8 protein-coding genes are annotated in these 13,651 nt (G+C 36.9%); 5 read left to right on the top strand and 3 right to left on the bottom strand.

The genetic code is table 11. The annotated features are described in order from the left end of the window. Positions 1-170: 170 nt before the first annotated feature. Positions 171-509 carry a single-stranded DNA-binding protein gene (locus Y7E_RS0114595; protein WP_017152007.1) on the top strand — a complete coding sequence of 113 codons (339 nt, stop codon included), beginning with the start codon at positions 171-173 and terminating at the stop codon, positions 507-509. Positions 510-665: 156 nt separating this feature from the next. Here the strand turns inward: Y7E_RS0114595 and Y7E_RS0114590 are convergent, their stop codons facing one another. The 3 genes from Y7E_RS0114590 to Y7E_RS0114580 all read right to left on the bottom strand — a co-directional run bounded on the left by Y7E_RS0114590 (position 666) and on the right by Y7E_RS0114580 (position 2,921). Beyond that, positions 666-1,256, bottom strand: coding sequence for a TetR/AcrR family transcriptional regulator (locus Y7E_RS0114590; RefSeq protein WP_017152006.1), 591 nt, complete (start codon positions 1,254-1,256; stop codon positions 666-668). Between the two features lie 65 nt (positions 1,257-1,321). Then, positions 1,322-1,768 (bottom strand): hypothetical protein, encoded by a 447-nt coding sequence (locus Y7E_RS29910; protein ID WP_017152005.1) that lies wholly within the window; start codon positions 1,766-1,768, stop codon positions 1,322-1,324. A gap of 22 nt (positions 1,769-1,790) precedes the next feature. Then, positions 1,791-2,921, bottom strand: coding sequence for an FAD-dependent oxidoreductase (locus tag Y7E_RS0114580; protein ID WP_017152004.1), 1,131 nt, complete (start codon positions 2,919-2,921; stop codon positions 1,791-1,793). A gap of 732 nt (positions 2,922-3,653) precedes the next feature. On the opposite strand from Y7E_RS0114580, the gene Y7E_RS34770 reads away from it, so the two are divergent. From Y7E_RS34770 to Y7E_RS0114560, 4 genes are all read left to right on the top strand, one after another. Further along, positions 3,654-3,794, top strand: a complete 141-nt coding sequence (locus tag Y7E_RS34770) for a choline-binding protein G (RefSeq protein ID WP_087957911.1) — start codon at positions 3,654-3,656, stop codon at positions 3,792-3,794. Between the two features lie 64 nt (positions 3,795-3,858). Continuing rightward, the gene (locus Y7E_RS0114570) at positions 3,859-4,836 is read left to right on the top strand and encodes a SagB/ThcOx family dehydrogenase (RefSeq protein WP_017152002.1); all 978 of its coding nucleotides are present in this window, start codon (positions 3,859-3,861) and stop codon (positions 4,834-4,836) included. 33 nt (positions 4,837-4,869) lie between these two features. Next, positions 4,870-11,880, top strand: coding sequence for an amino acid adenylation domain-containing protein (locus Y7E_RS0114565; protein ID WP_017152001.1), 7,011 nt, complete (start codon positions 4,870-4,872; stop codon positions 11,878-11,880). 55 nt (positions 11,881-11,935) lie between these two features. After that, positions 11,936-13,390, top strand: coding sequence for a pyridoxal phosphate-dependent decarboxylase family protein (locus Y7E_RS0114560; protein ID WP_017152000.1), 1,455 nt, complete (start codon positions 11,936-11,938; stop codon positions 13,388-13,390). Positions 13,391-13,651: the final 261 nt, after the last annotated feature.

Below are 13,651 nucleotides of genomic sequence, written 5' to 3'. Positions count from 1 at the left end.
CGAAGTGTAAACATTTTAAGAAATGCTGCATGATTCAATCATGCAGCATTTCTTTTTTTATTTTATTAGATTTAAAGCTATGATTTCTTTTTAGAAATATACCATTTTACGGTTTTTACCTATTTTTTATTTTTCTCTACAATGAAGAAAAAATGTGAGGTGGTATAAATATGATGAATCGAGTTGTATTAATCGGAAGGTTGACAAAAGATCCGGAACTATACTATACAAAGCAAGGAATTGCCTATGCACGTATATGCGTCGCGGTAAATAGAGGATTTCGAAATAGCTTAGGGGAACAGCAAGCTGACTACATTTACTGCGTCGTCTGGAGAAAATCCGCTGAAAATGTGTCAGAGTATTGCCAGAAGGGATCGCTTGTTGGGATTACGGGTCGTATTCATACGAGTAATTACGATAATGAGCAGGGAGAGAGGGTGTATAAAACAGAAGTTGTGATTGAAAGGATTACGTTTTTGGAGCGGAAGAGAGAGGGGGCTTCACGGTAAAGCAAGCGGTAAGAAAATAGTGAAAGTATGCAAATTATATATAATACAGTTCTTTTTCAAAGTGTTGAATCTTTAATATGTGAAAACCATATGAAATAAAGAAAATAGCCCTTCACTTAGCCTTTTTGGGTCAAGTGAAGGGCTATTTTTTTCACCTTATTCTTTATTAATTCCCTCCCATACGACATCTAATTGCTGGTTAAGCATATCTCTAATATTAGTTTCATGGGAATGTAATAACGATTGAGACAATAGTGTATAAAAATAGACACTCATAATAGTGGAAGTAATGATACTTGTGTCCCATGTGCTTTTTAGTTTGCCTTTCTGTTTTGCATGCTCAATAATGGAATGCAAACTTCCTTGTAGTTTTTGAATACTTTTCAGCTCGTTTTCAACTAAATAATTTGATTTAATAATTTCAAATACTGCATGCTTCATGAGCTCGCCATGTTCAGTAAATCTAGATAATAAATCACCTAACATAAGCTGAATTTGTTCTTTTGGATGCTCGACATTCTGATAAGTTTGTATGCTTTCATTCCATAATTCAATTTGAGAATCCCCTAAAAATAACAAAATATGTTCTTTTTTCGCAAAGTAGTTAAAAAAAGTTCCTTTTGCAATACCACATGTAGCAGTGATATCTTGAACCGTTACATTCTCATATCCATGTTCTTTAAATAGTTGTATTGCTTGTAGGAAAATGAGTTCTTTTAATTCTTTTTTTCTAGTTTCTCTTAGCATATAATCTACTCCTAACAAATACAATTATAGCTGTTTATTGATTAACCTCAAAATAAATCTTGTTCTTATTGTTTTGAAAAATTTACCACGATCATTGGCGTCTGAAAATCATGTTGTATTTGAATCCCTTGGGTAGTATTTTGATTTGTATCTTTTGCTATTGTAATTGTATCATTATCATTTATCCATATTAATAAAGTTTCTTTTGATTTGTTAGATAAAAGTTCCATTTTAGTACTTACAGAATCTCTAGTTTGTTTATTTAAAGATATTTCTTTAGAAGTACCCTTTTTAATTGACTTAATCATTTGTCCGATAAACACGGTATCATTGATTTCTGTTTTTAGCTTATTATTCTCTTTTACATCAAGCAGTTTGACGGTAGTTATTTCTTCAGTTTTAAACGTAATTAATGGCACTTTTCCTTTTTCTTTAGTGGATGCTGAAGAAGAACACCCTATCATACAGAAAAGTAATAGAGTTGAAAAAAGTAAATATGTATATGTTTTCATTTTCTTCACCACATTTTATTTTTTAAACTTCAAATTTATATAAATCATGTGCTTGTTTTTCAGAAATCCATCTAGGTGTATGTTTCATTACTTGATCTCTTAGCACAGTTAAAGCTTTACTTTCCAGTTGTGCTAGCTTACCAACTGTCCAGGCCTGATTAGAAATCTTCTCAACTCTGTTTCTTCTTTTTTTGTCATACTCCATAAATGCTTGGTGATAGTCGCTATTTTTTTGAATACATTCTGTGAGAATTCTAGCATCTTCAATTGCTTGACAAGCTCCCTGTCCTAAATTAGGAGTAAGTGCATGTGCTGCATCCCCTATAAGCACAACACGTTTGTCAAAAAACTGCTTCATGGGAACAATATCCATGATATCGCGGTGAATCATTTTGTGTTGCTTAGCGTGTTTCAAAATGTTTGGGATAGGATCATGATAATTTTTAAAGTGGTTATACAAATCATCAATTGTGTATGCGGCAAATCTTGCGTCATTAGCTTGTGAGTTTATTAAAGCATACCAATATACTTGATTGTTAGGCAGTGGAACAATACCGAACCGTCCTTTTGTACCCCAAGTTTCAATGAAATCGTTCGCTAAGGAAAGAGTTTTAGAGGAGATTACGCCACGCCAACACGTATATCCGGAAAAACGATAATCACTATGCGATAGCTGCTTTCGAATAAGAGAATGAATCCCGTCTGCTGCAATCGCTATGTTGCCTTTAATCTTACTTCCATCACGAAAACGTATTTGTACAGTATCTTCATTATTTTGTTCAACCTGTATACATTCTTTTCCCCATTCAACTGTGTCAGGATGCAGAGAGGATAACAGCAATTGATGTAAATCCTTTCTATGAATGGAATACATTTTTGGATAAGAAGTTGGAATCATTAATTTGTTAAGAGTTTTCCCTTTTTCAGATAATAAATGAAAGCCATCACTTTCGTTTCCAACTCGCTTTATTTGATCAGAAATACCGTATGGTTCCAGTGCTTGTATAGCATTGGGGGCAATAATAATACCTGCGCCAGCAACAGTGGGCTCGTTATTTTTATCAAATACTTTTACATCTAAACCCATTTTTTGAAAGGCAATCGCTGCGGAAAGACCAGCAATGCCACCACCAATAATGATAATGTTATGCATTCATTTTCCCCTCCATTAATTCTTTTAATGATTAAGTAATTCATAAAGAGAGAAGCAATAAAGTATTAAGAACTTGGATCAAAACGTAAAATTTCAAAACTGCTTGAGTGGACATCTTCTCGTAGACTTATTTTTTTAGTCACTGTGTTGCTTGTAAAAGAATGTCCTTTTCAATTCTTTTTGCATCATTCTCTTAATGTATTATCATTTAATGACTTTGTTCATTTTATGACTACGGTCATTAAATGATAAATCAATGTTAATATTTTAAAAATTTCTTGTCAATCAATCTTTTTTTATTGATAGGGATTCACCACACATGCCCATCAAGCTAAGTTTGTGTTTTCTATGAATTATGGATATAAATTTATCTTAGGTTGATAGTGATGTATGGTGACCTCTTATAGAGGATGTGAAATTACAAACGAATATTCTGACATTTTATTCTCAACATATTCTCACTTTTTCTCACTGACATTTGGGGATTTATACATTATTCTTATTATTGCGAGTTTTCGAAAAATAAATATGAGAAGGGGAATGGTTTATTGTATGAGATGTTCTTTATCTGTATTATGTACGTCAACTATTTTGTTGACGTCTATCAATGGAATAGCTGTAGCTGAAACTACAACAAATTTTAGTAAACTTGTAAAGCAATCAGTTTAAGCTGCTCCAACAGATGGGTGGTATCAAGATAATGGAAAGTGGTATTACTATAGGAATGGACTTGTGCAAAAAGATTGGCAATCCATTAAAGGGATTTGGTATTATTTTACACCCACAGCTGGTAGTGAACAAGGCCAAATAGTAACAGGATGGAAACTTATTTATGACAAATGGTATGAATTTCAACAATTATGTCCTATATAAAGGTCGTTTTTTGTGGATTGGAAGATTGTATTTTTAAAAAAATTAACCTTTTATGGAGGGGAATATGAGCGAGCAAATTTATTATTGGTCTCCTATTAAGCATTGGGAGAAGTTGCATAATGAAGTTTTGATAGGAGAAACGAGATATACAGGAGTTATGTCTGAGTGGTTTCCTGAGTTTTATTTTCTTGCCCAAAAGGGGGTGACGATCAGTCAGCTATTAGAGCGCTTTTCGTTAGGGAATGAAGAAGAGGCACAAAAAATAGTAGAACTTATGATAAAGAATCGGGTGTTAGTAAGTAACATATTACATCCAAGAGAAGTATTCTCCACACAAGAAAAAATTTTTCCGAATCCATATAGCGATCAGATTCGCTTCTCTAAAGATGATCTAGATAAGTATATCAGTGAACAATTAAATCGAATGCATCCCGCTGCGAGGTCAACCGGAATTCAACTTGAAACAAAAGATGAACTTCCTGCCATGATCAGGGAGCGTAGATCTTGCCGCCAATTTGATATGAAAAATCCTGTACCTTTTTCAGAATTCGGGCAACTGTTTTCTACTTTAAAACAGAGGAAAGAAGAAAAAATCTACTACCATTACGCCAGTGCGGGTGGAGTTTATCCCATTGATATTTTTGTCTATATAAAACCGAAACGTGTAGAAGGTATGAAAGCTGGTTTTTATTATTATAGCCCATCAGAGAATAGTCTTTTGTTGGTAAACAACATTGACCAAGTAATCAAGAGTGATCATGAGATGATTAACCAGGAATTATTTACCCAGTCTGCCTTTTCGGTTTATCTAGTCTATAATGCGCGCGCTTCCATGCCTAAATATGGTTCAGATGGATATTTATTTTCTTGCATTGAATCAGGCATCATCACTGCTACGTTAAATATGGTAGCTGAGACATTAAACTTGGGAGTTTGTTCCGTTGGGCATATGAAATTTGAGGATATTCATCGCTTTTTAAGTTTGGATAACCATCAAGTATTTCTCCACGGGATTGAAGTTGGGTTAAAAATTAGCGAATAGATGGAAATTAATGTTAGGGGGCTAAAGATAAAAATGCACATCAAAGATCGGAGTTCGATTCATGAGTATAAAGTGGCAGAATCGTTTTGGAAGGAGCAATTATCTTTCGATGTACCTGATTTTTCGTTATTTAATAGCGGTTATCAAATGAATAAAGACAATCCATGCGACCGTGTTCAAGTCATAATGAATGCAGAGCTTAGTCAAAGTTTACAAAAAGTAAGTAAGTCACAGGATGTATTTTTATTTAGCTGGTTACAGGCTGCTTTAAGGGTTTGCTTGGTACATTATACAGACCAAGAAAGGATCACAATCGGGGTTCCTGTAATCGGAAAAGATCACGAACAAAGAGAGAATCTGAATGATTTGCTTCCTATAGGAACTGAAATCCATCTCCATCACTCCTTTAAGCAAGTAGTGGAACAGGTCCAACAAACGACTTTACTTGGTTATGAAAATCAGCGTTATCCACTCTCTGAATTATTAGCGAAGCTCTATTCAAATCCATTTCAAATCGTTTTGGGGATGGAAGGATTACATAATAAGAGTTCACTAGAAGAATGCTCAGAGAATGAATTAGCCATCTGGATACAAAGAAAATGGAATGAAAAACATAATGAATTTGAATTTCAAATTTCTTGCAATTCTCATTTTCTTTTTCCTTTGCAACAGTTTGTCAAATCTTATCTTTATGTTTTAGAGCAAGTGTTGAGAAATCCTGATCTGGCTGTGAAAGATATCAGTATCATTTCGGAAGAAGAAAAAGAGTTGCTAGAAGGATTTAGTCAAGTTCAGATGGGCATAGACTTGTCTCAAACATTTCAGGATTTGTTTGAGGAGCAAGTGTTGAAAACCCCAGATCAAATTGCTGTCATTTGTAATGATCAATCTTTGACATATAGAGAATTGAATAAGAAAGCAAATCAATTAGCTTCTGTTCTTCAAAGTAAGGGTGTATCCAAAGAAAGTATTATTGGGGTTATGGTAGATCGATCATTGGAAATGATCATTGGCATGATGGGGATTTTAAAAGCCGGTGGGGCTTATCTACCAATCGATCCTCACTATCCCAGTGAACGAATTGAATATATGTTACAAGATAGTCAAGCAAAATGGTTACTGAGCAAGCGAACAGAGAAAGAATTGCCGCAATTTTCCGGTGAGGTGTTGTATCTTGATGAGGAACATCTCTTCCAAGGTGAAGAAAGCAATCTAGATCGAGAAAGTGAACCTAATGATTTGGCTTATGTTATTTACACATCAGGATCAACAGGAAATCCAAAAGGCGTAATGGTGGAACAGAGATCCCTCGTCCATTTCTTAAGCATTATGAGAGAAAAGCTAAAAGATAATCAGTCGTTCTTGTTTCTTGCTAGTGTTTCTTTTGATATATCTCTGTTAGAAATATGTATCCCTTTAACTCAAGGCTCGAAAGTAGTCATTGCTACAGAGGGACAGTTTGCAACAAAAGAATTGGCTCATTTGGTCAAAGAACATAAGGTGGATTTATGGGAATCGACCCCATCGCGAATGGAATTGATTTTGAGTGATCCAGAAGGGGCAGAGTTTCTAAGAGATTTAAAGGCCATTTTGTTAGCAGGAGAAGCATTTTCGATTGATTTGATTGAAAAAATTCGAAGCATTAGCGAAGCGCAAATTTTAAATATCTATGGTCCGACAGAAACAACCATTTGTGCAACAGTAAAAGATTTGAGTACTGCCAAAGAAGTGACGATCGGGAAACCTAATCCCAATTATCGTTCTTATGTATTAAATAAATATGGTCAAATGAAACCTTGGGGAATGCCGGGAGAGCTCGGTATTGCCGGAGTGGCGGTAGCTCGAGGTTATCTTGGCAAATCTAAATTGACAGATGAAAAATTTGTCCCGAATCCTTTTGTGACGGGAGAAATGATGTATCGTACTGGTGATCTCGTCCGATGGTTACCTAATGGAGAACTTGAATATCTCGGTCGAATGGATCATCAGGTGAAAATACGGGGATATCGGATTGAAATAGGGGAAATCGAGGCGCAGCTAAAGAGACATCCAGAGATAAGCCGAGCTATTGTTGTTGATCAGGTAGATGGAAATAGAAAATTGTTAGCTGCTTACTATCAATCGGATAAGAAGATCCCTTTTGAAAAGCTCAGAAAATATCTAAGCAATAAATTGCCTGAGTTTATGATTCCCGAAAAAATGATTCAGGTAAAAGAGATTCCACTGAATCCAAATGGAAAAGTGGATCGAAAAAGGTTGTTGGATTTAACTCAAACAGATCAAATATCCACCCCATATGTCGCCCCACGAAATCAAATCGAACAGAAATTGGTGCAAGCATGGGAAAAAGTGATGGAGATTGAGCGGATCGGTATTCATGATAACTTTTTTGTCTTAGGAGGAGAGTCGATTAAGACACTACAGATTATCAATTTATTAGGAAAAGACCACCTGAAAGTAAGTACAAGAGATATTTTTAACCATCCCACGATTGCTCAACTTAGTTCTTGTGTAGAAGTGGAGCAGAAAGAAGAAAGCCTAGATAAAACACCAACCCGTGTTAAAGATTTGTCCAAGCCATTTTCCTTAACAGAAGTTCAGACAGCTTACATGTTAGGGCGTAATCCGCAGTTTGAATTAAGCGGCATTTCACCTCAAACGTATTTTGAATATGAAACAAAATTGGATATCAATCGGCTTTCGCAAAGTTTCCAAAAGGTAATTCAGCGCCATCCTATGTTACGAGCTGTGATCTTGCCAGAGGGAAAACAGCAAATCTTACAAGACGTTCCTGATTATCAGATTGAAATAGAAAATCTCATTGGTTTAGATGATGGGAAACAAAATGTTCGATTGCAAGAAGAACGTTCTCGAATGACCAACCATGTATTTCCTTTGGGGCAATGGCCTTTGTTTGAATTAAAAGCCTTTCTTTTAAAAGAAGACACTTATTTGTTATGTTTTCGATATGATGCTTTATTGATGGACGGGGCAAGCATGAACATCGTTGGACATGATTTGTTGCATTATTATCACAAACCAGATCAAAGATTGGAATCTCTTTCTTTTGATTTTCAAGATTACATGTTCATCTATGATGAAATGGAACAAAGCAAAGAATATAAAAAAGCAAAAGATTATTGGACAAGTAAGCTGCCTGACTTTCCATTTGCGCCTTCTCTGCTGTTAAAAAAGGATCCAGCAGAGATTGCTACCCCTAACTTTCAATCACTTACTAAGATCTTGGACAAAGACAAATGGACGAAGTTACGGAAGCTAGCACAAGAGAAAGAAGTAACTCCTTCCGCACTTCTTTGTACGATATATGGAGAAGTGTTGGCATATTGGAGTAATCAACATCGATTGGCAATGAATCTGACTGTATTTAACCGTTATCCTGTTCATGAAGAAGTAGAGCAGATTGTGGGAGATTTCACTTCACTCATCTTGTTGGACGTGAATGTGAATCCAGAGGAATCTTTCTTTACCAGAGTGGAGCAAACTCAATCGACTTTATTAGATGGACTTGAACATCGTCATTATGATGGAGTTAACTTTATTCGAGATTTTACTCGATATCACCAAATGAGACCAAAAGCAGTCATGCCAATTGTTTTCACCTCGATGCTAGCAGGCGCGGGTGCTTTTGCTTGGGAGCAGCTTGGCTCTCTCCACCATATTCACGCTCGGACTCCACAAGTGTATTTGGATAATGTGGTAATTGAAAAAAATGGAGAGTTATTGATTAGCTGGAACTATGTAGAAGAATTGTTTGATGTTGATGTGATGGAAGCAATGTTTTCTCAATTTGTCGATCTGTTGGAACAATTGGTGAAACAAAGAGACGTAACCTCTTTGCAAGTGAAAAAATCGGATCAGACTTTAATTGAGCAGTATAATCAGACAACAGAAAAAATACCTTCGACTACCCTGTATCAATTGTTTGCAGACCAAGTACAACGTATACCAGATCAAGTGGCAGTGGTCTTTGAACAAGAGTGGTTAACTTACTTGGACCTTCATCAACGCTCCAATCAAGTTGCTCACTATTTGCAAGAACAAGGGATTGGTCTAGGTGACAAAGTTGGTATTTTGGCACAGAGACGGGTTGATACGATTGTTAATATGATGGGGATATTAAAAGCGGGTGCTGCTTATGTACCTATCGATCCCGATCATCCACCAGATCGACAAACATATATCTTAGAAAATAGCTCATGCAAACTTTTGTTGGAACCTGGTCTTTATGAAGAGAAACATCTGTCATTATATGCAACCGAAGATCTGCCTACCATTGCTGGTCCGGAAGATCTTTCCTATATTATCTATACTTCAGGAAGTACCGGAAAACCAAAAGGAGTGATCATTACTCACCAAGCGGTTGCAAATACCATTCAAGATATCAATCAAAAATATCAGGTGAATGAAGACGATCGCATTATTGGTATCTCCTCCATGTGTTTTGACCTGTCTGTATACGATATTTTTGGAGCGTTAAGTACAGGTGCAATGTTGGTAATGATTCGTGATCCGAGAGACATGCAAGAGCTGATCCGTACGGTCGAACGCAGAGGAATTACGATCTGGAATACAGTACCTGCAATCATGGATTTGGCATTGGATCAGGTAGGTTCTCATTTTGAAAATTCTTCCTTGCGTTTGGTCTTACATAGTGGGGATTGGATTCCACTCCCTTTACCAGAAAAAATAAAACGACATTTCCCGATCGCGGAAGTAATTTCACTGGGAGGGGCAACAGAAGCATCAATTTGGTCGATTTATTATCCAGTCAAACAGGTGGAAGCACACTGGAACAGCATTCCATATGGGATGCCTTTGGCAAACCAAACGTATTATGTGTTGAACTACGATAAGAAAATGTGCCCAGTTGGTGTGATCGGTGATTTATATATTGGGGGAGTGGGTCTTGCTCAAGGATATTTGAATGATGAACAGAAAACGAACGAAGTGTTTGTGTCACATCCAGACCTTGGTCTTATTTACAAGACAGGGGATTGTGGCAGGATGCATCCCGAGGGATATATTGAATTTTTAGGACGCCAAGATTACCAAGTCAAAATTCAAGGATATCGAGTGGAGTTAGAAGAGATCGCCCATTGCCTTCTCACTTACAACCAAGTAGACCAAGCTGTAGTGATTGACCAGACAGATGAGAATGGGATAAAATTTTTAGTCGCGTATGTGGTAACTGAGCAAGATATCAGTACAAAAGAACTACGAAAACATTTGCGAGACCACTTGCCAGAGTACATGATCCCTTCTTATTTTGTTTATTTGGAGCGACTACCCTTGACCCCTAATGGAAAATTAGATCGAAAGGCGCTTCCTGCTCCGGAGAAACAAAAAAATGATGTGTATATTGCTCCAAAAACTGAAATGGAAAAAATATTGACCAGTGTATGGCAAGAAGTGCTCAAAGTAGACCAAATCGGAGTAAATGATCATTTCTTTGCTTTGGGTGGCGATTCGATTAAGGCCATTCAAGTTTCTGTAAGACTTTATAGACAAGGATTTCAGTTAGAGCCAAAAAATCTATTTGCCTTCCCTATATTAGGTGACATGGTTCATTTTGTTAAGAGGCTAGACCATCCTTTACACTCACAAACAGACGATATAAACAAAAAGAAAGAAAATAAAGTTACATCACTGAATGTTAGAGATAAACAGCTTAATCAACATACGCTTAACAAAATACAAGAAAAAATGCCGGATATAAAAATAGAACGAATCTATCCATTGGCACCCTTCCAACAAGTTATTTATGAACATGCTGTAGCTGAACCTGATACCAATGCTTATTTTGAACAAACGATTTGGACACTTGAGGGGCAACTGGATGTAGATCTCTTTACTCAGTGTTTTCAACAATTAGTTAATCGTCATGATTCTCTAAGAACGATCATTGTGCAAGGTGAACAAGAACAACCTTGGCAAGCTGTGTTACATGATGTTCAAATGATTTCAGAGGTACAAAGCTTGATTGAGATGACGAGACAAGAGCAGCAGGAATGCTTGGACCAGTGGATGAGTGAAAATTTAGATCGAGGATTCAAAAATGATGAACTCATGACCCGTCTTTGTGTATTTCAACTAGGCAATGCCGAGTATAAGGTAGTTTGGAGTGCCCATCATCTATTGTGTGATGGTTGGAGTGTCAGTATTTTGTTAGACGAATTATTCCAACTTTATGAAGCGAAAAATGCGGGAACTACAGTGGAATTACCTCCAGCAAAGCCTTTTCAAGCATTCATTGACTGGACTTTAGCGCAAGACCATGAGAAAGCACGCCATTTTTGGCGCCATTATTTATCAGGGTATAATCGGAAAATCAGCATTCCCAAAAAGAAAGTACCAACTCAAAGTAAAGGGTTAAGCTTCACATTTATGGATTTAACGTTAGATGAGGATCTGACCAATCAGTTACAGACATTTGTAACCAAACACCATGTAACCATGAATTCGGCTTTACTAGCTGTATGGGGTATATTGCTTGGCAAATACAATGGAACGAAAGAAGTAGTATTACCCAATCTGGTATCGGTCAGACCTCCCAAAGTGGAAGGGATTGAAAATATGTTTGGTCTGTTCACAAATGTTTTGCCTATCCGAGTAGCCTGGGAAGAAACGCAATCTTTTGTGGATCTCCTGCAAAAAGTTCAACAAGAAACATTGAAATGTAATGAGTATGCTTACTATTCATTTGTTGAGATTCAAAAACAAAGTGAGTTGAACGATCAGTTGACCGACCATCTTTGGGTGTTTGAAAACTATCCAACTAACCCATCCATTTTCTCTTCAAATGAGAACAGAAATTTTGCCATCACAGATTACCAAGTCGTTGATGAGCCGCATGTGAAGTACGGAATTATGTGCTTCCCTGAAGAGAAACTTACAATGAAGTTTGGATATGATCAAAATATCTATGAAGCGGAGCAAGTACAGGAAATATTGAATCACCTCCATACGTTAATTAAAACGATTGTTCATAATCCAACACAGACGATCGGCGATTACCAATTATAAAAAATGAAAAGGCGAGCAACAACTCGCCTTTTAAAATAGAATAGGAGTGAAACAAGTGACGGAAAACCTGCAGTTATCAGCCGAAGAGATGCGTCAGTTAGGATATCAAGCGGTTGATATGATCATTGATCATATGAATCATTTGAAAAGCAAACCAGTATCTGAAACGATTGATAGTGATATTCTCAGAAACAAGCTGACTGAATCAATCCCAGAAAACGGATCCGATCCGAAAGAGCTCCTTCATTTTCTTAATAGGAACGTGTTTAATCAGATTACCCATGTGGATCATCCTCATTTTATGGCTTTTGTGCCGGGTCCCAATAATTATGTTGGGGTAGTAGCAGATTTTTTAGCAAGTGGATTTAATGTATTTCCGACAGCTTGGATAGTAGGCGCAGGTGCTGAGCAAATCGAATTAACGACAATCAATTGGTTAAAATCGATGTTAGGATTCCCTGATTCGGCTGAAGGGCTATTTGTAAGCGGAGGTTCCATGGCTAATTTAACCGCGCTTAATGTAGCTAGACAGGTCAAGCTTAATAATGACATAGATAATGCGGTTGTTTATTTTTCCGACCAGACTCATTTTTCTGTGGATCGGGCACTAAAAGTATTGGGTTTCAAACACCATCAAATTTGCCGAATCGAAACGGATGAACATTTACGAATTTCAGTCAGTGCTTTGAAAAAGCAAATAAAAGAAGATCGAACAAAAGGGAAAAAACCATTCTGTGTCATTGCTAATGCTGGAACAACTAATTGCGGAGCGGTTGATTCCCTCAATGAGTTGGCTGATCTTTGTAATGACGAAGATGTATGGCTACATGCGGATGGAGCCTATGGTGCCCCGGCAATTCTCAGTGAAAAAGGAAGTGCTTTGCTTCAAGGAATTCATCGTGTCGATTCCTTGACGTTGGACCCTCATAAATGGCTTTTTCAGCCTTATGATGTAGGCTGTGTACTCATTAGAAACAGCCAATACTTAAGCAAAACATTTCGTATGATCCCAGAGTATATCAAGGATACGGAAACCTATATAGAAGAAGAAATCAATTTTGGAGAATGTGGAATTGAACTTTCGCGCAGATTTAGGGCGTTAAAGGTGTGGCTGTCTTTTAAAGTGTTTGGAGTCGCAGCTTTTCGCCAAGCAATTGATCATGGCATCATGTTGGCTGAACAAGTTGAAGCGTTCTTAGGGAAAGCGAAAGATTGGGAGGTGGTAACACCTGCCCAGTTAGGAATTGTTACTTTTCGTTATATCCCTTGTGAATTAGCATCAACAGATACAATCAATGAAATAAACAAAAAACTGGTGGAAGAAATTACTCACAGAGGATTTGCCATGTTAAGTACGACCGAATTGAAAGAGAAAGTGGTTATTCGACTTTGTTCTATCAACCCAAGGACGACAACAGAAGAAATGCTTCAAATCATGATGAAAATCAAAGCATTGGCAGAGGAAGTAAGCACATCTTACAAACATCTTATCTCAGTTCCGCAACTTTGATATGCTGGGAAATAAGTGGTTTTTAACGATGAAACATAAGATTGAGGAGTCACGCATCATTTGGGGAAATTGTTTGTTTATCCTTGTTTGATTTGTTTTTTCATATGAATGCAAAAGGGTTCGCTAGGGAAAACGCCCCACGAACCCTGTTTTTTTATATTAATCTTGGTGCCTAACATAGCTTTTAGAAATTCACCTAAATGTTGATGGATTTGTGGCGAGACCCCATCGCTATCAAGCTAACAAAACAAAATACCCCCT

This window comes from Bacillus bingmayongensis, assembly GCF_000299035.1.
GTDB classification, from domain to species: domain Bacteria; phylum Bacillota; class Bacilli; order Bacillales; family Bacillaceae_G; genus Bacillus_A; species Bacillus_A bingmayongensis.
The sequence above is the reverse complement of the archived record's forward strand: the minus strand, read 5'-3'. Positions and strand labels throughout refer to the sequence as shown.

Bases quoted from the DNA above. Each gene is read 5' to 3' on its own strand.
- Y7E_RS0114590 (WP_017152006.1), bottom strand. From the start codon at position 1,256: ATGCTAAGAGAAACTAGAAAAAAAGAATTAAAAGAACTCATTTTCCTA.
- Y7E_RS29910 (WP_017152005.1), bottom strand. From the start codon at position 1,768: ATGAAAACATATACATATTTACTTTTTTCAACTCTATTACTTTTCTGT.
- Y7E_RS0114580 (WP_017152004.1), bottom strand. From the start codon at position 2,921: ATGCATAACATTATCATTATTGGTGGTGGCATTGCTGGTCTTTCCGCA.
- Y7E_RS0114570 (WP_017152002.1), top strand. From the start codon at position 3,859: ATGAGCGAGCAAATTTATTATTGGTCTCCTATTAAGCATTGGGAGAAG.
- Y7E_RS0114595 (WP_017152007.1), top strand. From the start codon at position 171: ATGATGAATCGAGTTGTATTAATCGGAAGGTTGACAAAAGATCCGGAA.
- Y7E_RS0114565 (WP_017152001.1), top strand. From the start codon at position 4,870: ATGCACATCAAAGATCGGAGTTCGATTCATGAGTATAAAGTGGCAGAA.